Origin of the sequence: Paenibacillus plantarum (assembly GCF_013141695.1) — a bacterium.
GTDB lineage: Bacteria > Bacillota > Bacilli > Paenibacillales > NBRC-103111 > Paenibacillus_E > Paenibacillus_E plantarum.
On the sequence record NZ_WHNY01000044.1, the window covers coordinates 18,910 to 41,870 of the forward strand.

16 protein-coding genes are annotated in these 22,961 nt (G+C 44.8%); 12 read left to right on the plus strand and 4 right to left on the minus strand.

Annotated elements, in window-relative coordinates:
• The first annotated feature begins 15 nt into the window (after positions 1–15).
• From GC096_RS15335 to GC096_RS15390, 12 genes are all read left to right on the plus strand, one after another.
• Positions 16–1,488, plus strand: a complete 1,473-nt coding sequence (locus GC096_RS15335; RefSeq protein WP_171631394.1) for a glycoside hydrolase family 28 protein — start codon at positions 16–18, stop codon at positions 1,486–1,488.
• A gap of 31 nt (positions 1,489–1,519) precedes the next feature.
• Complete coding sequence (locus GC096_RS15340; RefSeq protein ID WP_171631396.1) at positions 1,520–4,945, plus strand: carbohydrate binding domain-containing protein; 3,426 nt, start codon at positions 1,520–1,522, stop codon at positions 4,943–4,945.
• 23 nt (positions 4,946–4,968) lie between these two features.
• Positions 4,969–10,074 (plus strand): carbohydrate binding domain-containing protein, encoded by a 5,106-nt coding sequence (locus GC096_RS15345; RefSeq protein ID WP_171631398.1) that lies wholly within the window; start codon positions 4,969–4,971, stop codon positions 10,072–10,074.
• 123 nt (positions 10,075–10,197) lie between these two features.
• The gene (locus tag GC096_RS15350) at positions 10,198–11,940 is read left to right on the plus strand and encodes an MGH1-like glycoside hydrolase domain-containing protein (RefSeq protein ID WP_171631400.1); all 1,743 of its coding nucleotides are present in this window, start codon (positions 10,198–10,200) and stop codon (positions 11,938–11,940) included.
• Between the two features lie 17 nt (positions 11,941–11,957).
• A complete protein-coding gene (locus GC096_RS15355) occupies positions 11,958–12,968 on the plus strand; it encodes a zinc-dependent alcohol dehydrogenase (RefSeq protein WP_171631401.1) in 1,011 nt (336 codons plus the stop codon).
• 47 nt (positions 12,969–13,015) lie between these two features.
• Positions 13,016–14,176 (plus strand): mandelate racemase/muconate lactonizing enzyme family protein, encoded by a 1,161-nt coding sequence (locus GC096_RS15360; RefSeq protein WP_171631402.1) that lies wholly within the window; start codon positions 13,016–13,018, stop codon positions 14,174–14,176.
• 23 nt (positions 14,177–14,199) lie between these two features.
• Positions 14,200–14,901, plus strand: coding sequence for a PIG-L deacetylase family protein (locus GC096_RS15365; RefSeq protein WP_171631403.1), 702 nt, complete (start codon positions 14,200–14,202; stop codon positions 14,899–14,901).
• 71 nt (positions 14,902–14,972) lie between these two features.
• Complete coding sequence (locus tag GC096_RS15370; RefSeq protein ID WP_171631404.1) at positions 14,973–15,818, plus strand: SMP-30/gluconolactonase/LRE family protein; 846 nt, start codon at positions 14,973–14,975, stop codon at positions 15,816–15,818.
• Positions 15,819–15,865: 47 nt separating this feature from the next.
• Positions 15,866–16,618: an SDR family NAD(P)-dependent oxidoreductase gene (locus tag GC096_RS15375; RefSeq protein WP_171631405.1), complete on the plus strand. Its 753-nt coding sequence runs from the start codon at positions 15,866–15,868 to the stop codon at positions 16,616–16,618.
• Complete coding sequence (locus tag GC096_RS15380; RefSeq protein WP_171631406.1) at positions 16,615–17,400, plus strand: creatininase family protein; 786 nt, start codon at positions 16,615–16,617, stop codon at positions 17,398–17,400. The genes GC096_RS15375 and GC096_RS15380 overlap by 4 nt, the downstream gene beginning before the upstream one ends.
• Positions 17,390–18,502: a hypothetical protein gene (locus GC096_RS15385; protein ID WP_171631407.1), complete on the plus strand. Its 1,113-nt coding sequence runs from the start codon at positions 17,390–17,392 to the stop codon at positions 18,500–18,502. Before GC096_RS15380 ends, GC096_RS15385 begins: the two co-directional genes overlap by 11 nt.
• Positions 18,499–18,879 carry a RidA family protein gene (locus tag GC096_RS15390; protein ID WP_171631408.1) on the plus strand — a complete coding sequence of 127 codons (381 nt, stop codon included), beginning with the start codon at positions 18,499–18,501 and terminating at the stop codon, positions 18,877–18,879. Before GC096_RS15385 ends, GC096_RS15390 begins: the two co-directional genes overlap by 4 nt.
• 96 nt (positions 18,880–18,975) lie before the next feature.
• Here the strand turns inward: GC096_RS15390 and GC096_RS15395 are convergent, their stop codons facing one another.
• From GC096_RS15395 to GC096_RS15410, 4 genes are all read right to left on the minus strand, one after another.
• Positions 18,976–19,881, minus strand: a complete 906-nt coding sequence (locus tag GC096_RS15395) for an AraC family transcriptional regulator (RefSeq protein WP_171631409.1) — start codon at positions 19,879–19,881, stop codon at positions 18,976–18,978.
• Positions 19,882–19,895: 14 nt separating this feature from the next.
• Positions 19,896–20,744 carry a Gfo/Idh/MocA family oxidoreductase gene (locus GC096_RS15400; protein WP_171631410.1) on the minus strand — a complete coding sequence of 283 codons (849 nt, stop codon included), beginning with the start codon at positions 20,742–20,744 and terminating at the stop codon, positions 19,896–19,898.
• Between the two features lie 22 nt (positions 20,745–20,766).
• Positions 20,767–21,825 carry a Gfo/Idh/MocA family protein gene (locus GC096_RS15405; RefSeq protein ID WP_171631411.1) on the minus strand — a complete coding sequence of 353 codons (1,059 nt, stop codon included), beginning with the start codon at positions 21,823–21,825 and terminating at the stop codon, positions 20,767–20,769.
• 162 nt (positions 21,826–21,987) lie between these two features.
• A complete protein-coding gene (locus GC096_RS15410; protein WP_171631412.1) occupies positions 21,988–22,860 on the minus strand; it encodes a helix-turn-helix transcriptional regulator in 873 nt (290 codons plus the stop codon).
• Positions 22,861–22,961: the final 101 nt, after the last annotated feature.

Genomic DNA, 22,961 nt, shown 5'->3' on the forward strand with positions numbered 1-22,961 from the left:
GAGGGAGCGAGATGAATGAAGATTTATGATGTGGTCACTTTCGGAGCGAATGGCACTGGGATTGTACCCGCAACGCAGGCAATTCAGCAAACAATCGACGTTTGCGCAGCGGAAGGAGGCGGAACGGTTCTCGTACCGTCAGGACGGTATTTGATCGGAACGGTCTACTTGAAAAGTTATGTATCCCTCGTTCTGGATGCAGGTGCGGTGTTGCTGGCTAGTACAGATCGCAACGAATATGAGATGGTAAATGTTTATCAGAGTACTGACAATCCTACAGCGTATCCCGCTAATATTTGTGCAATCGGCGTTTCGGGAGTCACGATCAGCGGTCGGGGTCGACTGGACGGGCAGGATCAGTCGTTCTGGATAGCTAAAGAGGGAGTAGGTGACAGCTCGGAATCGACACTGATTACCTACAAGCCCAAGGAATGGCGACCGATGTCTATATTATTCGAGTATTGTGATGATGTGTGGATTGAAGGAATTACAATCAGTAACTGTTCCACTTATGCGGGCTGGCTGATCGACTGCAATCGTGTGAATATCAACGGAGTGACGATTAGCAATGATTTACGAGGACCGAATTCCGATGGTTTCCATCTAAGTTCCTGTCAATATGTAACGATTGCGAATTCACATTTTCAGACCGGAGACGATTCAATCGCCATTGATGCTAATGGATCGCAAGAGGCCGGATATATGACGATCACAAATTGTACCTTTCATACTTCTGTCAATTGCTTTCGGATTTACACAGGACTGGATCCGTGGCTTAAGAAGCGTGTGTTTACCCGAGTAAGTCAAATCGCCATCTCCAATTGTTCAGTCTCTGAAGCAGCAGGATTTATCAACCTGACTGCGGAGGATGGGGAAATCGCAGGTATCTTGATTACGGGGATTACATTGCAGATGAACATCGAGGGTGTGCCGATTTTTCTGATGACAAACCGAGGAAGCATCCGCCGGATTTCAATTAGTCAAGTGATTGCTGAAGCAAATGGAGTCTGTACGGTAGTTGGGCAACCTGGAGACTGCATCGAACAGGTACAGATTACACAGTCGCAATTTGAAATAACGCCGAGAAAGAAGAAATATGGATTGGGGATCCCTGAGAATATAGCAGGATACGCTTATCATCATTTTTCTCCTTATTTTATTTATATCCGACATGCAGTATCGATTAGTTTTGATCAGGTGCGTGTACGTTGGACAGAAAATACGCTGTCAGATTGTTGGAGTCTGGTGCACGCTGAACATATCGGTCAGCTCTCCTTGCATCGCGTTCAGGGAGCGGCATATGGGGATAATCCTGATGTGCCGGTGATCACATTGCATCAGGTGGGAGAAGTTGAAGTAACGGAAATGAAAGTCGAAGCGGCGGCAACCGTATTTATATGTCTGACTGGGGACCAAGCTGAACAAACTCGAGTGCGATTAACAAACAATCATCTAGAATTGATCAAAACAGAGGTGCAATTTAACTGAATGATTAATTTATTTCAAGGAGATGAAAGTTATGTTAAATGGAAAGAGAAATCATTGTTTTTTTGTAAGCATATGCTTAGCAATATTATTGACTTTCTCAATCTGGCATTTAACAACTAATGTTGCTCAAGCAGAAACAGCAACTCCTGATCTAGAAGGGGGCACAGTAACCGGATCGGTCTATGGGGCTGACAGTATTCCGCTAAACTTAGCCACTGTACAAGTGAGTGGCACTGGACTGAGGGCTGTAACGAATGCAGAAGGAACCTATACGATACCTAAAGTGCCAGCAGGCGGGTACACCCTAACAGTGATTAAGCCGGGAAACGTTAACAAAACTTCCGATCAAATTGAAGTTCAAGAGGGCGGAACGGCAACGATATCCCTCACTCTTGCTGTGGAACAACTACTGAAGAACGGCGGCTTTGAAGCAGTGAATAACGGCATTGCTATGGATTGGATGCCAATCCAAAATGGCTGGAGTAGCTACTTGGATGTCACTTCGGAAGCGGCTCGGACGGGATCGAATGGGCTGGTTATCTCCACGAATCAAGGCAATAATCCATGGGTCATGCAGCCAATTCCGGTAGAAGAAGGCGCGACCTACAACTTGACCTCCTGGTTCAAAGCGATTGGAGTGACCGGAAACCCCGGTTACAAAGTTGAGTTTTATTCGGGAATAGATAATACACTTGAGAACTGGGTAACTGGCTACAATTCAAAAGCTCCGGTGTCCCAAAACGATGGTCTGTGGCATGAATTGAAATATGAGATTCAGGCTCCACTAGGCTCTAAGTATATGTATGTTTTTTTACGCTTATATGGGACTGGGACCGTATATTACGATGACGCATCCGTAGTTAAAACAATAAATCCGGCACAGCTTCTGGGCTTAGAAACGGATCAAATTTTTTACTATCCAGATGTGACGAATGGTAAAATGCTTGCCAAGCTGCGTCCGGAAGACGGGATCTACAACAATAAAACAGTGGATGTCCGGATTTCTCTTGAAGGTAGTCAATCTGCCGTATTCCAGCAACTGGGCTTGCCGGCTGCTGCGGAGGTGAATGTCCCTTTCGATCCGACCGTTATGGATTTAAAGCTGCCCTATCAAATTACAGTGGAATTGAAGGATGCGTGGCTGCAACCGATCGATCAGCTGAAGAAAACAATCTATCGCTGGCCTCGGCCGACGACGTTGCCGGAGAATGGCCCTGTATCTGTAGAGGGTCAGCCGTTCTTCCCGGTCATTGCTTATCATGCGAATGTTGAAGATTACCCGTATCTGAAGGATATTGGAATCAATACTGTGCAAGGCAAGAATACAACAAGTACAGCAAGTATGGAGTTGCTGCTCGATACTGCGCATGCTAATGGATTGAAAGTGTTGGCGCCACTATATTGGGATATGAAGGTGAAGGAGAACTACGAGTTGACCCGCGAATTGGTCACTGCGCTTAAAGATCATCCCGCTTTGCTTGGGTGGATGATTATGGATGAGCCTGTGTTACACGGCATAGCTCAGTCGGAGCTGGTGGAGGCCTATAAGCTGATCCGTTCAATCGACCTCGATCATCCGACCTATATGGTGGAGTATGACCATGGTGCATTCCGTTCGGTCGGTCAGGCAACGGATATTCTTACAACCGATGTGTATCCTTACAGAACTAATTTCATGCAGCCGATATCTGCGGTAGGTAGCAGTGTGCGACGAGCAATGGCGAGTGTAGACGATGTGAAGCCGATCTGGACGGTTCTGCAAACTTTCCGCCTTCAGAATTCCGAATATAACTATCTTCCAACCATTACTCAAGTCAGAAATATGGCGTATCAGTCTTTTCTAGCAGGGAGCAAAGGTTTAGCTTATTACTCTATTAATGATCCAGGATGGAAATTAAAAGATTCAGAATTGTGGCCAGGGCTTGTTTCGTTTAAGGAAGAGCTACAGTTGATTGGCGATCTTAATGCTGAGGGAACGAAGCTTCAGGAAAGCATTGGAAGCAGCGTGCAGTGGGGCGTGTGGGAACATGGGCAGGAGCGCTATGCTGTGGCTATCAATCTGACGAAACAGGAACAGTCCACGAGTATTCCAATTAATTTGCAAGGATACCAGATAGAACCCATGTATGGGGATCAACAAATGAAGTGGGCCAGTTGGGAGAATGGCATCCCTGTAACTTTGGCTCCAGAACAGACGCTTGTGTATCGTATTGAATCGTTTACTGCAAGCGTAGACGCAGCGATGGGAGAATTGCAGTCCGCCAGGAATTCGATCTCCAACTTGGACTGGAGAGAAAAGTCTGATCTGCTTATTGGACAGTTACAGCAATTACAGCAAGCATTGAGCAGCACGAATGACACGATAAATGAGTCCTTGGAAGAAGCGAATCTTTCACTGCAAGATTTAGACCTATTGATAGAATGGACGGAGCAACAAGCGGATAGCACGTTGGAGGGGAACAAGGCAGAACTGCTTGATTCTCTGAATAGGGTCCGCTCCTCTATTGAGCCCATTGTTCAAGTCGTGTATAACGGCGGATTTGAGAAACAAGCTTCCGGTGCTGTAAAAGCGGACGGATGGTATATGGCAACGAATACCTGGGATCGAATTGTGGCGCATACTGGATTAGCTTCTGCTCGGTTAGACCCAGATCCCGCGAACAATTGGAATGTCCTTAGTACCGCTTATGATAGAAGTATTCCCGTCATTGCAGGCAAGAAATATGTTTTGTCCGGCTGGGTGAAGAATAGTTCGTTAAACGGGCTAGTGCAATTAGGCATAAGACAGGTAGATGCTGCGATGGGTACAGTAGGCTCCTACACATGGGGGAAAGCGAATAATAATAGTGGATGGACACGATACGAAGTGTCGTTCACTGCTCTACCACAAACAAAAACGTTTCAGGTTTACTTCAAGGCGGATCCGTCTGTTGATGGTCAGGCTTGGATAGATGATGTGCAAATTCAAAAGGATCTGAACCTGTTTCTTAATCCTGGGTTTGAACAATTGAACGCTGGAAAGGCTACAAACTGGAGTTACTATTCCACAGCGGGAACCAGTATCGCAACAACGAGTGAAAGCGCCCGTTCAGGTAACTATGGCATAGCGTTGAAATCAGTGACAACAGCCATGAACCCGGTGTTAGTAAAACAGGGGATGGTCGTTGTGCCAGGCAAAACGTATGAAGTTTCGGCTTGGATTCGAGCAAATAATCTGCAAGCCTTGGGCTTCAAAATGTATGCAGATGATTATAACGGCACCACATACCTGAGCTCGCAAGCTGGAAATTATGTTAAACCAGGTCCAGGGATTTGGACGAAAGTTACCTTTCGTTTTACAGCCCCTCAAGGGGCAAATAATGCTGTTGTTAACTTTAGGTTGTATGGAATTGGCAATGTTAACGGTACCGATCAGATTGACTTGGATGATATCGCAGTGATTGAAGTTGATAATTAAAGTTAACCGAGGAGATGAAAGTTATGTTAAATGGAAAGAGAAAGCATAATTTTTTTGTAAGCTTATGCTTAGCAATGTTATTGACTTTCTCAAGCTGGAATTTAACAACTAATGTTGCTAATGCAGTAACACCAACACCATCGGTTCTGGCGAATTTTCAGAATAATGTTGTTTATGGCAGTTTAGGTACCGGTAACGCGGAAATTTCTAATCCAGCAAGTGGTTACACGATGAATCCTAATTTTGCAGATGACTTCAGCAGCTACTTTAATCAGCAATTCAATGCACAGCCACTGCCGCTTGACATTGTGACGCCAGGTTCAGTAGTGGCAGGAAATAAATCTATTTCACAGAATAGCAGCAGTGTGGCTTATCCAAGTCAGCTTTATACCGGCAGCCTTACAATTTCGAATGTTTATGGAACGATGTCCATTGGTGATTCCACAACTGTTGGGACTACAGTGCTCTATGGTGGAGACTCATGCACGATAGGCGCGACATCAAACCTTACAATTTACGGCGATGTCGTATGTAATGGCCCGATTACCTTTACAGGTAACATCACTGGGTTGACCATACATGGGAATGTAATTGCCGCTGGAGATATCACTTTTAATTCAAGTGTAGGATCTTTTACGGTTGATAAAACCATGAGTGCACAGGGGGGAATTGCTTTTCAAGGAAGCAATATTACAGTAGGCCACATAGGTGGCGACCTTATTGGGGAAGGAATTAGCTTTCACGGTTTCTCTTCTCTTTCTGTAGCAGGAAATGTGAGCAGTACGTTGGACTTTATGCCCAGTAGCGGTAACTATACAAGCTTCCTTATTGGTAAGTCCTTGTATGTAACCGGCAAATCTCAATTTTCAACTTTCAATGAAGTAACGATTCAAGGTTCATATTATGGAAAAGGCAATATCGATATGCATGACCAAATTTCCACAAATGGTCTTACCGTGGGAGAATCTATGCTTTCCAATGGATCTATCGACTTTCATGGAATTGGTGCACCGGTGAATGTAGGCCAATTTCTGGGTGCCTTAAATCAACTTAATTTTAATAATAATATTTCGGACCTTGTAAGTCTTGGTGGCATAACAGCTGGGCAAGTCAACATATACAATAACTTTGCCCCAGCTAATATAGTTATCGATTATAATCCGCCGGCTGTTGCAACAACGCCTATACTGGTAGGAGGCACGGTTACCGGATCGGTCTATGGGGTTGAAGGTATTCCGTTAAAATCAGCGACTGTACTGGTGAATGGCATTGGACTGAGGGCTGTAACGAAAGCAGAAGGAACCTATACCATACCTAATGTGCCGGCAGGAGGGTACACCCTCACGGTGATTAAACCGGGATACGTTAACGGAATTTCCGATCAAATTGAAGTTCAAGAGGGAGGAACGTCGACGGTATCCTTAACTCTTACTGTGGAACAACTATTGAAGAACGGCGGTTTTGAAGCTGTGGCCAACAGTATTCCCACGGATTGGAAGGCATTTCAAAATGGTTGGGGTAGCTTCATGGGAGTCGCTACAGAAGCAGCGCGTACGGGAGAATACGGGATGGCTATCTTCACGAGTCAGAGCAATAACCCGTGGGTCATGCAGCCCATTCCGGTAGAAGAAGGGGCGACCTACAAGTTGACTTCCTGGTTCAAAGCGATTGGAGTGACTGGAAACGCCGGTTATAAGGTTGAGTTCTATTCGGGCATTGAAAATACAGTCGAAAACTGGGTAACTGGTTACGAATCAAAAGCCCCGGTGTCCCAGAACGATGGTCAGTGGCATGAATTGAATTATGAAATTCAGGCTCCACTGGGCTCGAAGTATATGTATGTTTATTTACGCCTATTTGGCACCGGGGACTTATATTACGATGACGCATCTGTCATTAAAACGATAAATCCCCGACAGCTTGTCGGCTTAGAAACGGATCAAATTTATTACTATCCAGATGTGACGAATGGTACTGTGCTTGCTAAGCTGCGTCCAGAGGACGGTAGCTTCAATAATAAAACAGTGGATATCCGGATTGCGCTTGAAGGAAGTCCTTCTGCCGTATTCGAGCAAACAGGTTTACCGGCTGCTCTGGAGGTGAATATCCCTTTCGATCCGACAGTCATGGATTTGCAGCAGCCTTACCAGATTACAGTGGTTTTGAAGGATGAGTGGCAACAGTCAATCGATCAACTTGAAAAAACCATCTATCGTTGGCCTCGACCGACGGCATTGCCGGAGAATGGCCCTGTACATGTAGATGGTCAACCATTCTTCCCAGTCATTGCTTATCATGCGAATGTTGAAGATTACCCGTACTTGAAGGAGGTTGGAATCAATACTGTACAAGGCAACAGTATAAGAAGTGTAGAAGATATGGAGATAATCCTCGATACAGCGCAAGCCAATGGATTGAAAGTGCTGGCGCAGCTATATTCGGGAATGAAGGTGAAAGAGAATTTCGAGTTGACCCGTGCTGTGGTCACAGCAGTTAAGAATCATCCCGCTTTGCTCGGGTGGATGATTATGGATGAGCCGGTGTTAAATGGCATCCCGCAGTCGGAGCTGCTGGAGGCGTATAAGTTGATCCGTTCAATTGACCCCGATCATCCGACCTATATGGTGGAGTATGATCCGGGTGCATTCCGAATGGTTGGTCAGGCAACGGATATTCTTGCAACCGATGTGTATCCTTACAGAACCGACTTTATGCAGCCGATATCTGCGGTAGGTGAAAGTGTGAGGAGTGCAGTGGCGAATGTAGACGATGTGAAACCGATCTGGACGGTTTTGCAGACCTTCAGACTTCAGAATTCTGTATATAGCTACCTTCCGACCATTAATCAAATCCGTAATATGGCCTATCAGTCTTTTCTAGCAGGGAGCAAAGGTCTAGCTTATTACTCTATTAATGATCCAGGATGGAAATTAAAAGATTCAGAATTGTGGCCAGGGCTTGTTTCGTTTAAGGAAGAACTGAAGTTGATTGGCAATCTTAATGCTGAAGGAACGAAGCTTCAGGAAAGCATTGGAAGCAACGTGCAGTGGGGTGTGTGGGAACATGGGCAGGAGCGCTATGCTGTGGCTATCAATCTGACGAAACAGGAACAGTCAACGAGTATTCCAATTAATTTGCAGGGACACCAGATAGAACTCATGTATGGGGATCAACAAAAGCAGTGGGCAAGCTGGGAGAATAGTTTCCATGTAACGTTGGCCCCTGAACAGACGCTCGTGTATCGAATTCAATCGTTTACCACGAGTGTGAACACAGCAGTGGAACAATTGCAGGATGCCGAGGAATTGATTTCAAATATAGACTGGAAAGATAAGACAGGATTACTTATTGGGCAGTTACAGCAATTACTGCAAGCATTGAGTGGTGTTACTGATACGGTAGATGAATCTTTAGAAAAAGCGATTATTTCTCTACAAAATGTAGAGCAGTTGGAAGAATGGACGGAGCAACAAACGGATAGTGCGTTGGAAGGGAAAAAGGAACAGTTGATTCATGCCCTGGATAAAGTCCGCTCCTATATTGAACCTATCGTTCAAACTGCGCTGCAAATTGATCTGCATTTCGATTCCGAACAGACTGTTCAAGGCGACGAGCTGGCGATAACAGTTCAAGTTCGAAATACATTAGATGCGGCTATACAGAATGCTATGATACGAATATCGTTGCCAGATGCAACGGGGATCGCTCCAATAGAGAACAATATTGGTGATATGAGCAGTGGAGCTAGCGATACATCGAGCAATTCATTCGATATTCCTATCGAACTGGAATCCGGCGTCTATCCAGTGACGGCTGCCTTACAATTGCAGTACAAGGGGAAAGACTTAACACTGTCCACAACGAAGTTCTTGCAGATAGAACCGCTTTTGCATGCTGCACTCATCTCGGACAGTATGAATTTGCATCAAACCGGAACACATTCGTTTTCAATCGAGTTGAAAAACAACTCATCGCAATCGATCACGGTTGACTTGTCGCATGCAGCGCTTGAAGGGATCGATGTTGATCTTGCTCCTTCTGTCCTGCTAGCAGGCAAAGAAATGAAACAGATAACAGGAACATTAACGATCCCAAACACGGTAACGGAAGGTAATTACCAGTTGGAGGTTGAAGCGAAGGTAGGAAATGCAGTTCACATTTCGATGCCGCTCAGCGTTAGCTTAGATACAAATCCCGTGTATAACGGAGGATTTGAGAAGCAAGTTTCCGGTGCTGTGAAAGCGGACGGATGGTATATGGCAACGAATACCTGGGATCGAATTGAGGCGCATAGTGGATTAGCTTCTGCTCGGTTAGACCCAGATCCTGCGAACAGCTGGAATGTCCTTAGTACTGCTTATGATAGAAGTATTCCCGTTATTGCAGGTAAGAAATATGTTTTGTCAGGCTGGGTGAAGAATAGCTCGTTAGCCGGTCTGGTGCAATTAGGCATAAGACAGGTAAATGCTGCGATGGGTACCGTAGGCTCCTACTCATGGGGAAATACGAATAATAATAGTGGTTGGACACGATACGAGGTGTCGTTCACTGCATTGCCGCAAACAACAGCAGTTCAGGTTTACTTCAAGGCGGATCAGTCTGTCGATGGTCAGTCATGGATAGATGATGTGCAAATTCAAGAGGATTTGAACCTATTGTTGAATCCAGGATTTGAGCAATTGAACGCTGGAAAGGCTACAAACTGGAGTTACTATTCCACAGCGGGAACCAGTATCGCAACAACGAGTGAAAGCGCCCGTTCAGGCAACTATGGCATAGCGTTGAAATCAGTGACAACAGCCATGAACCCGGTGTTAGTAAAACAGGGCATGGTCGTTGTCCCAGGCAAAACGTATGAAGTTTCGGCTTGGATTCGAGCAAATAATCTGCAAGCCTTGGGCTTCAAAATGTATACAGAGGATTATAACGGCACCACATACCTGAGCTCGCAAGCTGGAAATTATGTTAAACCAGGGCCAGGGGTTTGGACGAAAGTTAGCTTCCGTTTTACAGCCCCTCAAGGGGCAAATAACGCTGTTGTTAACTTTAGGTTGTATGGAATTGGAAATGTTAACGGTACCGATCAGATTGACTTGGATGATATCGCAGTAATTGAAGTTAATAATTAAAGCTTGGAGTTGCCTGATAGGTGAGGTAATCATTGACGGAGTACTCATCCTATCAGGCGTGTTTTATTGATGCGGTCATCACCAATGCAGAATTCTATGGAATATTAGGAGGCTTAAAGGGAAATGGAATCATTGCAAGCGCTATATTTGAACAAACATCAGCCTGATATCTGGGGGGAAGGGATTTTATTTGCCTATTCCGGGTTAGATGGCACGACAGATTCGGCTGCACAATTTGTAGCTACTTCGGGCAGCGGGATAGGACAGTTTCTAATTCATACCCCAATTAGACGCAGATTGAATATAAGTATTCCACAAACTAGTCATGTACGCGTCATAACCGGAGATACGTTCGTGGCAGATTGGGAGGAGGGCCATGTTATCTTAACCTATGCCGAGTGGCATACATTAGTCGGGATAGCTCCAATGCATCTATTGATTAGCGTTGAGAAAGAACTGAATGGGGGTGAAGTAAGTCCTGATGTAAGTAAGCTGGGCTCTAACCCTGAGCATGGCAGTGAAGTGGTGTTCCTTAGAAGGCTGGATGGCCAATTTTCCTTGTCATACGGGAGAACATTGGAAGAAGCGGGGAACAGAGCTCAACAAGGACTTGAAGTTAATGTGCGTCATACAGCGGAAAGACATTTGCAATCATACGATCTTCTCCCGGAACTGTCTGCAAATCAAGTAGAACAGCATTCAGACAGGCTGCGTTTATTGAAAAAATGTTACAGCATTATGCGTGTAAATACATTGTCGAAAGAAGGAGCCATACAACAGAGATGGTCAACGCCTAATCGCGTGCCACATCGATATATGTGGCTTTGGGATTCGGCATTTCATTCCTTTGGGATGAATGACGCTCATCCGGATGCGGCATGGGATTTTTTGCGATCGATGTTGGAGATGCGGCAGGAGTGTGGCATGATTCCGATTACAGCTGTTTGGACAGGGGAATTTGTGTCCGTGACGCAACCGCCGCTTCTTGCCTGGGCAGTATGGAACAACTTTCTGCGTAACAAAAAAAGTGAGAATTTGGCCTATGCGTTCCCCATTCTTGAGAAATATTTGGCTTGGGATCTCGCAAATCGAGATGAAAATAAAAATGGTTTACTAGAATGGAAAATTGAGTTGGATACAAATTGTCGTTCTGGTGAGTCAGGGGCTGACAACTCTCCGCGTTTCGATAGTGGAGAACAACTGGATGTTGTTGATTTCTCCGTGTTCGCCGCAAACGATATGCTTTACACTGCGTTAATTGCAGAAGAACTTGGCGAAGCAGAGCGTGCAGAGACTTGGAGAAGCCGCTCGCAAAGTATGTCTTCAGCAATTCATCTTATGTTGTGGAATGAAGAAGAAGGATTTTATTATGATCGCAAGTTCAACGGAGAGCTTTCAAATGTGAAAGCAGTTAGCGGATTTCTACCGTTGCTGTTACTTGACTTGCCTTCGGAGCGGGTGGATCGTCTGATTTCAGCGTTGCAGGATTCCAGTCATTTCGGCAGTGTGGTACCTGTTCCATCGGTCTCGTTATCCCATTCGTCCTATTCCACTGATATGTGGCGCGGTCCGACATGGATAAATATGAACTATCTGATTGTTATAGGGCTTACGCGACAGGGAAGACTTGAAGAGGCTCAACGGTTGAAGGAACAAACAATTGCCCTAGTGGATAAATATTATAAGCAATATGGGGTATTGTTCGAATATTATGATTCATCTGATCATACTGCGCCCGTTCAATGTGATCGAAAAGGGCTGTTCAAGGAGCCTTATGATATCCGTCAAAAGGTAAATGTAATAAGAGATTATCATTGGACTGCGGCGTTAACGTTTAGTTTATTAGTAGAAGGTTACCGAGTATGAACGGAGGTTTTGAAGCTATGCAGAAACAAATTTGGGAATGGACAGGATACAACGCGATGACAACTCGAACCACTGAGCGAGAGAGATCTCTGGAGAAGGATCAAGTTGAAGTGCGAATAAAGTCCATTGGCATTTGTGGTACGGATCTTCATATTATGGAGGGGCATACCGGATTTAGCCAACCTCCGCTTCCGCTTGGCCATGAATTGGCAGGTGTGGTGGAACGAATTGGTGACGGGGTTGTGAAATGGAAAGTTGGCGACCGTGTTTGCATTGATCCTTTGATAGGCTGTGGTAAATGCCAAGAATGTTTGGTCGGTCATAAACACCGTTGCAGGGAATCAGGAGAGATTGGACTTCAATTTCCCGGAGGCTGGCAGGAGTTCCTTGTTATGCCGTCGACGAATCTTTATAAACTGCCTGATTCCATCAGCTTTGCTGAAGCGACGCAAGCCGAAACCATCCACTGTTGCTTAGGTGGAGTGGATAAGTTGACCATTCAGCTAGGGCAGAATGTCAGTGTGATAGGGGATGGTCCGACAGGGTTGTACTATGTGCAACTATTAAAAGCGGCGGGTGCGGGCAAGGTGAGCTTAATCGGCATGCGGGAAAAACGGCTTGAGTTGGGAATAAGGCTGGGTGCAGATGCTATGTTCAATTTGCGTGCTCATGCTGCTCCTCTTGCTGCAGAAACCGAAGATATTGTAATTGATGCGGCAGGAACGGAGTCATCTTTGCGACTTAGCATTGAATTGTTGAAAAAAGGTGGACAGCTTTTATTATTCGGATTACCGGGTGAACCCATCTTGGTCGATATTCAAACCGTCGTCTTGAAGGAATTGACATTGTTAGGTTCAACAAATGCTCCGCAGGTATGGCTGCGGGTTATCGAAATGATGGCGTCCGGTAGCGTGCAGGTAAAACCCTTAATCACCCAATATTATGAGTTCAATGAATTGGATAAAGCCGTTGAATTTGCACGAAACGAACCTGATGAGGTCGTAAAAGTGATTGTTAACCACAAATAATTCAGCGATTGCGAGTGAAAATAAAGAAAACTTGAGGAGGAGTCGCAATGAAAATCACAGCGGTTCACACAAAAGCCATTAAAATCCCTTTTTATAAAGGAGAAAAATGGTCCGGAGGTACGCGCTACAGCGCACCCTCATTAATTGTTCAGATTGAGACAGATGAAGGATTAATTGGGATCGGTGAATCCGTAGGGCCAACCATTCCGGTAATTCAAACGGTAGTTGACAAAGAATTTGCGCCTTTCGTGATCGGTCGCGACCCGATGGAGTTGGAATCTATTCTCCATCAGCTCGAGGAATACAGTGTAAATTGGAAGGAAATTGGTTATTACGGTATGGCAGGCATTGAAATGGCCTTGCTTGATCTGCGGGGGAAAATTCTTAATACACCCGTCTATAATTTATTAGGCGGGAAGGTCAAACGGGAAGTAGCTTTCGCGGGCTACATTTTTATCGATAAACCAGAAAATAATGCCGAAGAAGCGCGGAAATTTGCTGCAGCAGGGTATTCCGAATTGAAGTTGAAGGTTGGGCGCGATATTGATTTGGATACCTTGCGTGTAAAGGCCGTGCGTGAAGCAGTTGGCCCCGCGATGAAGATCCGAATAGATGCCAATCAGAATTGGAGTGTACCAACGGCCATTAAGGCCATTCGCAAAATGGAGAAATATGATTTGCAAATGGTTGAGCAGCCCACTCGGTATGATGACGTGGACGGTATGGCAGCTGTAGCCCGTGCAGTAGATGTACCTATTATTGCGGATGAAGGCTGTGCTACTTATGAGGATGCGCTCCGCCTGATTGATAAAAGAGCATGTGCGTGCTTTCTAGTCTACCCATCCGAAGCAGGAGGCATCTTGAAAGCGAAGCAAATTGTCGATTTAGCCAATCATGCCGGAATTTGGTGTGTGACCGGTAGCTGGGCGGAAACGGGAATAGGAACTTTAGGTAATATTCATATGGTGGCTTCTTCTCGCAATTTCCCTTTTGCAAATGATACACATCTTAAGTTCATGAAGGGTGATCTACTTCGTGAGGAACTTGTCTTTAATCAAGGGAAAATAACTGTGCCCGATCGACCTGGCTTCGGCATTGATTTGGATATTACCAAGCTGGATCACTTTGGCACCAATTTTGAACGGGAAATGGTTTTCTATGATCCACAGGATCCGCAATTCCAACCGCGTATTGGTCAGATTTTATAATCCATTTTGAGGTGGTTTAATACATGAGGATTTTGGCAATTGGCGCACATCCGGATGATGTTGAGCTCTGTTGTGGAGGAACTTTAGCGAAATATGCTGGACGAGGCGACCAAGTGACGATTTTGATTGCAACCAATGGCAATGTGGGATCGCCGACATTGACCATGAAAGAAATCGCGGATGTACGTTATAAGGAAGCCCAGGCTAGTGCTGATGTGATCGGTGCGGATTTGATTTGGCTGAATTACGATGATGAATTCCTGTTTCATAACCGCGAATCAAGAATGACTTTTATCAATGCGATCCGCAAAGCGAATCCTGATGTGATGCTTGTACATAGCAACAATGACTATCATCCTGACCATCGGATCTGTTCGGAAATTTCAATTGACTGCCGCATACCGGTTACCGTCCCCTTGATCGTTACTGAATATCCGGCAATGGTTAAAATTCCACATGTATTCATGTATGACAATGTGGGCGGTATCGATTTTCAGCCAGAAGCTTATGTCGATATTACCGATACGATTCAAACGAAAGCCAAGATGCTTAAGTGTCATGCAAGCCAAGATATTTGGCTGCAGCATATGTACGGTTCCGATATTGTTGCCAATATGGTCAGAACCTCGAGCTTCCGTGGTCAAGGTCCGGGTGTTAAATATGCGGAAGGCTTCCGTAGTCTGCCCATGTTCCCGATTCCAGGAGGAGCACATCTGCTTCCATAAGCTTACGCTTCGCTCTCAAGCTTGTTAGTTTTGAGGACACTATGCTTACTATGGATTGAGGGGGGATGCAAATGGATGCGCCGTTGTATAGATCGCGTGCTTATACTGCACCATCTGGCTTTACGACAAGTATTGAGGGACCAGTTTGTGATAGGGAGGGCAACCTATATGCTGTCAATTACGAACGAAGACATACGATTGGACAAGTGAACCCGCAAGGGGAAAGTAGTCTTTGGATTGAGCTTCCGGAAGGAAGTACAGGCTGCGGGATGAGGATGAATGCCCAAGATGAGATTTTCGTTGCCGACCATACGGGTCATAATGTGTTGAAAGTAGATGTAAAGACGGGTGTTGTATCCGTATGGGCTCATGAGCTGCGCATGCATCAGCCTAACGATCTTGCCATTACTTCGCAAGGTGTACTGTTTGCAAGCGATCCAAATTGGAGTGATTCTACTGGACAATTATGGCGGATCGACACGGATGGTAATGTGAAGCTGCTTGAAGCTCACATGGGGACGACCAACGGTATTGAGGTTAGCCCGGATGAACGGGTGCTCTATGTCAATGAAACGATTCAACGTACCATTTGGGCATATGATCTTTCGACTGATTATGAGATTAGCAATAAGCGTATATTTATCCAATTTCCTGATTATGGTTTGGACGGTATGCGCTGTGATGCACAGGGGAACTTGTATGTGACCCGTTTTGGCAAGGGTTGCATTGCCAAAGTTTCTTCAACTGGAGAGCTGCTCTTCGATATTCCACTAATTGGGCTGAATTGTACTAATCTGACCTTTGGCGGGGAGGATGGGCGCGACTGTTACGTCACCATATCGGATAACGGAAATATTGAACACTTCCGGACAGAAGTCCCAGGTAGGTGCTGGACGATGTGGAGAACTGATAGGTAAGCAAACCTAGTTAAGCTCGATTACGATAAATGATGAGGTGAGTGAATTTGCAAGCTTTAGAAGGAAAAGTAATTTTAGTAACGGGTGCACTGGGGAAGATTGGAAGAGCCTCGGTAAAATGCTTTTTAGATGAGGGTGCCGTCGTGGCGTTCTGCGATCAACTAGAGCTGGAACTATTTCCTGATATGTTTCAATTAAGTAAGGAATATGGACCATCGCGCCTGCTCTTCATCCAATCCGATGCGAATGATGAAGCGCAGGTGATCCAACTGATCGAATCCATACGCAGCAGCTTTGGCCGATTGGATGGATTACTGCATACTGTATACACGCAGGTTCAGAAAGCAGCGCTCGATTTGTCCCTAGAAGAATGGAATCATGTTTTGCTTGGTTCCTTGACTAGTACGTTTTTGGTGAATAAATACAGTATTCAACTGATGATTCAGCATGGTGGAGGTGCCATAGTTAATACCTCTTCCGTATTGGGCGAGACTGGGGCTGTGGCCAATTTAGCTTATGGGACGGCAAAAGCAGGTATGAATCAATTTACCAAGCTTATTGCTTTTGATTATGCAGACCAAGGGATTCGTGCGAATGTAATTGCTCCCGGGGATATTAAAACGATAGAACAAATAGCTGCAATGACGGAAGAACAGCTGGGGGCTATTCGCAAGCTTACACTATTGAAGCGCAGCGGTACACCGGAGGAAGTAGCTAAGCTGTCCGCTTTCCTGCTGTCTGATGCATCCTCATATATAACTGGAACGAAGATTACGATTGATGGGGGATATAAGCTATGATCAGATCTCATCTCTTTCATGCATTAACCAGGGATCAGATCACAGCATTCGCCAAGAGCGGAGGAGCAGTCGTCGTACCCCTTGCCGCAACGGAGCAACATGGCCCTCATTTACCTGTCTATACAGACAGTATGATCTGTGAATCGGTTGTCACCAAGGCTGTGCAGCTTGCAGCGGAAACCGTTTCGCTGCTTATGACTCCTATGCTCTCCATAGGGTGCTCAGAGCATCATAAGAACTTTGGGGGGACGCTTTCCTTCACATCTACAACCTATTTGCAGATGCTCTCTGATATTGGAAATAGCCTCGTTCAATGCGGCTTTAACAAAATTATTTATATAAACGCGCATGGGGGTAATGAACCTCTCATGCAACAAGCTGCGAATGACTTGGCAGTAAAGCACGCTGTATGGACTGCATCTGCTTCATACTGGCGTATCGCAAGTGAAGTGCTGCATGAATATCGAATGACGGAAGCCGGGATTATACCTGGTCATGCGGGAGCATTCGAGTCGTCCATGGTGATGGCAATTCGTCGGGAATGGGTCGATGAGATGAGCTTTAAGAAGGATCATCCGAGTGTTTCTTGGATTGGAACTGGAGTTCCCGGCACCTTTGTTGGTAAGCATGGCATACTGACAGGACATGATGGATACACAGATTCACCAATAGGGGCTTCGGAAGAAAAAGGGCAAGTATATATAGAAGCGATTACGAGTTCCTTAGTTCAGTGGCTTAAAACGGTGCTTCATACTATGAAGGAGCCCCCTGATGAGCAATAAAAGCCGGCGTAAACGGGTAGCTGCGATTATCAGTGAATATCGTTTCAATTCCCATGCGGAGCTGATCATCGGGAGATTAATCGGGGAATTTGGCTATTCCCCCTCAATCGATGTGGTATCTATCTATGTGGATCAAATACCTCGTAATGACTTGAGCCACTATGTGTCTAATTCCTATCATATTCCGATTCATTCCACGATAGCCGATGCTTTAGACGTGGAGGATCTAGATGGCGTTATTCTTATCTGTGAGCATGGCAACTATCCATTTAATGAGAAGAGACAGAGGATGTATCCAAGAAGAAAGTTTTTTGAGGAAATATTCCAAGCCTTTGATTTCCAAGGGATCACGATCCCAATTTTCTCAGATAAACATTTGGCCTATGATTTTCAGGATACCGTCTGGATTTATAATGAGCTTATGCGGAGAAATATCCCATTTTTTGGTGGCTCATCGTTGCCTCTTATAGCAACAGTACCGCCTATTGCCTCGGCAGAGATGCAAGAGCTTAATGAGATTCTTGTTGTTAGTTGGCTGCATCCTGAATCCTATGGCTTTCATGCGATGGAAATCATGCAGAGTGTTGCCGAGCACCGCTGTGGGGGCGAAACTGGGGTTGAGTGGGTAGAAGCCATAGAGGGGGAAGAAGTATGGAGTTCCTTGGAACGTAAGGAATGGCCTGACGATTTGCTTCAAGCTGCCCTATCGGCTAATCCTTCGACGTTAGGTCAGCATCCTCGTGTATATATTCCAGATCCGGTATTGTTCATCTTTCAGTATAAGGATGGAACGAGAGGATACGTTGTTCAATTGCAGGAATTTGTGAACCAGTGGTCGATGGCAGTCCGAAGTAAAGATCAACCCATACAGTCTGCGATGATTGATTTGGATACATGGCGGCCATTTGGGCATTTCGGGGTTTTGACACGGGAAATAGAAGCACTGATGCTCAATCACGTCTCAGCAGTTCCCCACGAGAGGACCTTTCTCACCTCAGCGATGGTCAATCTCGGTATGGAGGCCTTGTATCAGAAGCAGCGTGTTAGTATGTCAGAGGTAGATTTGTATTTTAAGCATAATTATAAGGGGAGATTACAATGAACAAAGAAATTACGTTGCCTTATCCAAATACGAAACCATTCTCTTCTGCGATACAGACGACAAATACATTATACATTTCAGGACAAGGCTCCATTGATCTGCAGACAGGAGAGATCATTGGAACTGATGTACAGACCCAGACGATAAAGACTATGAATAATATTGGGGAAATTTTGAGCGCAGCTAATTTAACGTTCCAGGATCTGGTCAAAGTAAATGTGTATTTAACCAATCGAAGCGACTATCAGGAGTTCAATGAAACGTACAGACAGTTTTTTCAGGCTCCCTATCCGGCAAGAACGACGATCTATTGTGATCTTAACTATGATCTTCTCGTAGAAATCGATGCAATTGCAGTGGGATATCCCACGGAATGATGGCCATGAAGTAATTTATGGGGGATATTCCTATGAACGTACTGAGGATAATGGATTAGGCGGTATAAATTGTTTTATAATCCATTATTTTTCAGTTTATTCATTCCGCTCACGTTGCTTGGCGACATAACGAGATGGCGGGTATCCCATAATACGAGAGAAAGCCTTGCTGAACGATTGGATCGTTGCATAACCGAGCATGTCGGACACTTGACTAATAGAGATATTGCCGTACTTGAGCATTTCCAGCGCCTTCTCAATCTTTTTGTGATTAATATAGCGCTGCAAGGTCATGCCTGTTCTTTGCTTGAATACGTGGGACAAGTAGGTGGAGTTGTAGTTTAATTCTTGGGAAAGCGTCTTGATGCTTTCAAGCCCAACTATATGATTCTCGATGTAGCGGATGACCGAATAGACGGTATGCCCAACCGATTGGGGAGACTTTTCCGTCGCATAGCGTGTCACATTTTCAGCTTTATTGGTGAAAGACCGGTAGGAGGAGACAATGATTTCTTCCAAGTAATTCCGAATCATTGTGCGGGAATAGGGCTTTTGGGAATAAAATTCATCGATGACGCGCAAGAAAGGAATAAGCAGATCATGCGTATCTTTGGAGAAATGATAAGGAGCCGACTGGAGATATGCCTGAATTTCGGTAAACGCCTTGTCAGTCTCGTCATTGAAATTAAATCCCATGTATAGGTAGCGCAGCATATTGGAGCGGTCGGCTGTAATTGCATGAATATGTCCGACGTTGTTGAACACGATATCTCCCGCATCCACTTGGATGCGGGTATCGTCGATATGGAAATAACCACTTCCTGATACGATGCAGCTTATCTCTAGACAGTATTGGTTATGTGCCCGAACGACATAGCCGCTTTCACAGCAAATTTCCCCGATCTGGAAAAGCTTAACACAACCGTATGGTTCCTGATCTTTGGCAAAGAAATTATCAAAATGAAACAGACAGCCAGCTTGCAACGCATCTTTTATGTCCATTAGACTTATGGCCTCTATTCGCAGGATTTACTCGGTAACTCGATCCAGTGATACGGCGTTTGTGCAGCTAATAGCCCATACTCGATCAGAGTGATGACCTCAATCGTCTCCGCCGGTTCAACCGTTGAAATACCTGTACGGAAAAATTGTACCAGATTTCTAATGAAAGAGGCAAAGAAATCTGATTGAGCTGTTATTCTTGCGGAACTCCCGTCTTCAAAATGCATGGCAAGAAGGAATGGACTGCCTTCTATATGATGAAGCGTTGCTTGCCGCCCGTGAGAAAAACCGATTAATAGGGCAGGGGTTTGCCTCGTCCCAATGGACATAATCCGTTGGGCTTCGGTCCCCATGAGAGCTACGATTGGCTCGATCTGATGAACGGCATAGTTAGCGTATTGACCTGGGCCTTGGCTGCACAGTGTATCGATCTCCTTACCACTCGCCTCCACATATTCGGGAGCAAATCGTAGGGCGGAGGAGGAATAGAGCGGCGTGCTGTGCTTCGCTGCTAACTGGAAGAGCTTAATTGCCGTCAGTCTGTTGGGAGCAAAGGTCTTGTCGACGAAGGTCGGTTTTCCAGACTGTAGGGGGAGCAAACTCAGCGCTTCATGAAATTCTGGATGGTCCGGCGAGAGAACAACCAAATAATCGCTGTTCTCCACGACAGCTTCAATCGTAGGCAGTAGCTCGATGCCCATTTCTTGGCACCAGGTAGCATTGTCCCGCCCGTTCGGTGCATCCTTCATGCCATAAGCGTAGGCTACCTTCATTGTTCCACCGGATGCCTGTTCGATCCATTCCGGATATTTATTTGCATGCCATTCATCGAGAAAATAGTCAATAAAACCGATTTTTTTCATATTTTCAACCTCCATAACTGTGTTAAAATGCAATCTCTCTATTTAAATCGGATGAGTCGTATATCCCTTGGATAATTTGCGAGGAAAGAATCACAGTATCGATATGGGAAGGTAGCTTCTCACCGGTACGGATGCAATCGAGGAACGCATCGATCTCACATTGGAACATGTCAACGGGTCTAGTGGAAGGGGTTGTCTCCAGCAATACACCATCCTTCGCGTTGTAAACTTTAAATCCTTTGCCATATTGAAGGCGGATCCCTGCTTTGTCACCGATGAAGTCAATATACATTTCGTTTACGCCAATATTCTGTGCCCATGCACCGTTTAAGCTTATTGTCGGTCCTTGGGTTCTGATCATTGCCGTAACGAAGTCATCCACGTCATAGGTGCCAGTGAAGTTCGGAGGACCTGACCACATGTTTAAATACGAATAATTCGGTATGTCAACACCCAATTTGCTATATGCTTGTCCGGAAACCGTCTTAGGTAGCGGATCACCCGCACAATACATAACGATATCGAGAAAATGGACACCCCAGTCGATCAATGCACCGCCTCCTGCGATAGACTTGGTCGTGAATGCACCACCTAATCCCGGAATCGAACGATGGGAACGGAAGCTGACGTATACGTGGTATAGCTCTCCAAGATCGCCGTCTGCGATCATCTTCTTAATCAGATTAACTTCCGTATTAAATCGGTTCACAACACCAATATTCAACACAAGTCCGGTTTCATGCTGAACCTTCTGCATCTCCAAAGCTTCTGCGTAGGTTCTTGCAGCAGGTTTCTCGCAGAGCACGTTCTTGCCCGCACGTAAGCAATCAATGGAAATGGAAGCATGAACGTGATTCGGTGTACAGATGGAAACGGCTTCAATCTCCGGATCATTCAGAATAATACGATAATCATCAATAGCTTCCCCGCAACTATTGTCGATCACAGCTTTATCAGCCTTCTCCTTAATGAGGTCGCAGAAATACTTGATCTCTGCGTCGGGATTGGCCATATAAGCTTTGATGTGTGAGGAGCTAGCAATCGTGCCGCATCCGATAATAGCAACCTTGATTTTGGACAAAATAATAACCTCCTATGGATTCTAATTACCTAATTGTAGCGTAACTGAGGGATTTTTAAAGGTTATAATCCTATTAGATGGTTATCTCAATTTGTCTTTATCCGATGAGGTGAACAGAAGACTGAATTCCGTTTCCAGTTAAATTAGTTGTCTAAGAAATTGTTAATTCTTCTGATGAGTTTGGTTATCCATTCGGTATTTCAAAGGATTTGTTAAAACTAATTTCTTGAATGTTCTGTTGAAATGAGTAAAGTTGTCAAAGCCTACGGCTGCAGCAATTTCACTCATTTTTTGATTGCTTTCAAGGAGGAGATGCTTGGCATGCCTAATTCGAACATGCTGAATGTAACCAACGAAGGTAAATCCAGTAATAGCTCTGAAATTTCGGCTTAAATAGGCTGGACTGATAAATACAAGCTGGGCAACCTGTTCTAAGCTAATCTTTTCTGAGAAATTCGCATCAATATATTTTACGACATGTGTAATCCTGCCATGTAGTGAGCTAGGATTTATCTCCGTTAGCAATGGATATTTATTGTCGAGTCGTTCAGAGAATAGTAACAGTTCGGTTAGCAGGAGTCTTAAGTAAATTTCAAATCCAGCTTCCTTGTTTTCAACCTCATGTGCCATTCTGTTGAATAAATATCGAACGTAATCGATATCATGTGGGCTAAGTCGATAAAGATTAGACGTGGATTGAAAAATATTCAAAAGTGATGGAGTCTGATAGAGATGGCTTATACCTAAATAGGCTTCGGAGAAATTAACAAGCACTCGTTCATGCTCAGGCTGAAGATGGTCTACAGGTAAGGTTTTATGAACATCATATTTGTTGATAAAAATGATATCGCCAGCTTGCGCTAAATAAAATCGATCCTTGATAAAATAGTGGCGATTGCCAGAAATGAGAAAGTATATTTCGTATGCTGCGTGATAATGATTGTTTCGTTCAAAATGTGATTTACGAGAGAGATGTTGGAAGTAAAATCCCTCCAATTCGCTTCCGTATTCAATCGGAATTTTCGGATTTTTCATAACGCAGAGCACCTTTCAATGGATAGAATAGTCCGATCGCAAATCGCAAGATAGGTTTATTTTTATACCATTTTATCATATTAGGTCAAGACAACAATCTT

What these genes read in the sequence shown, in the direction of transcription:
- GC096_RS15335 (WP_171631394.1), top strand. Translation starts at nt 16, where the DNA reads ATGAAGATTTATGATGTGGTCACTTTCGGAGCGAATGGCACTGGGATT.
- GC096_RS15340 (WP_171631396.1), top strand. Translation starts at nt 1,520, where the DNA reads ATGTTAAATGGAAAGAGAAATCATTGTTTTTTTGTAAGCATATGCTTA.
- GC096_RS15345 (WP_171631398.1), top strand. Translation starts at nt 4,969, where the DNA reads ATGTTAAATGGAAAGAGAAAGCATAATTTTTTTGTAAGCTTATGCTTA.
- GC096_RS15350 (WP_171631400.1), top strand. Translation starts at nt 10,198, where the DNA reads ATGGAATCATTGCAAGCGCTATATTTGAACAAACATCAGCCTGATATC.
- GC096_RS15355 (WP_171631401.1), top strand. Translation starts at nt 11,958, where the DNA reads ATGCAGAAACAAATTTGGGAATGGACAGGATACAACGCGATGACAACT.
- GC096_RS15360 (WP_171631402.1), top strand. Translation starts at nt 13,016, where the DNA reads ATGAAAATCACAGCGGTTCACACAAAAGCCATTAAAATCCCTTTTTAT.
- GC096_RS15365 (WP_171631403.1), top strand. Translation starts at nt 14,200, where the DNA reads ATGAGGATTTTGGCAATTGGCGCACATCCGGATGATGTTGAGCTCTGT.
- GC096_RS15370 (WP_171631404.1), top strand. Translation starts at nt 14,973, where the DNA reads ATGGATGCGCCGTTGTATAGATCGCGTGCTTATACTGCACCATCTGGC.
- GC096_RS15380 (WP_171631406.1), top strand. Translation starts at nt 16,615, where the DNA reads ATGATCAGATCTCATCTCTTTCATGCATTAACCAGGGATCAGATCACA.
- GC096_RS15385 (WP_171631407.1), top strand. Translation starts at nt 17,390, where the DNA reads ATGAGCAATAAAAGCCGGCGTAAACGGGTAGCTGCGATTATCAGTGAA.
- GC096_RS15390 (WP_171631408.1), top strand. Translation starts at nt 18,499, where the DNA reads ATGAACAAAGAAATTACGTTGCCTTATCCAAATACGAAACCATTCTCT.
- GC096_RS15395 (WP_171631409.1), bottom strand. Translation starts at nt 19,881, where the DNA reads ATGGACATAAAAGATGCGTTGCAAGCTGGCTGTCTGTTTCATTTTGAT.
- GC096_RS15400 (WP_171631410.1), bottom strand. Translation starts at nt 20,744, where the DNA reads ATGAAAAAAATCGGTTTTATTGACTATTTTCTCGATGAATGGCATGCA.
- GC096_RS15410 (WP_171631412.1), bottom strand. Translation starts at nt 22,860, where the DNA reads ATGAAAAATCCGAAAATTCCGATTGAATACGGAAGCGAATTGGAGGGA.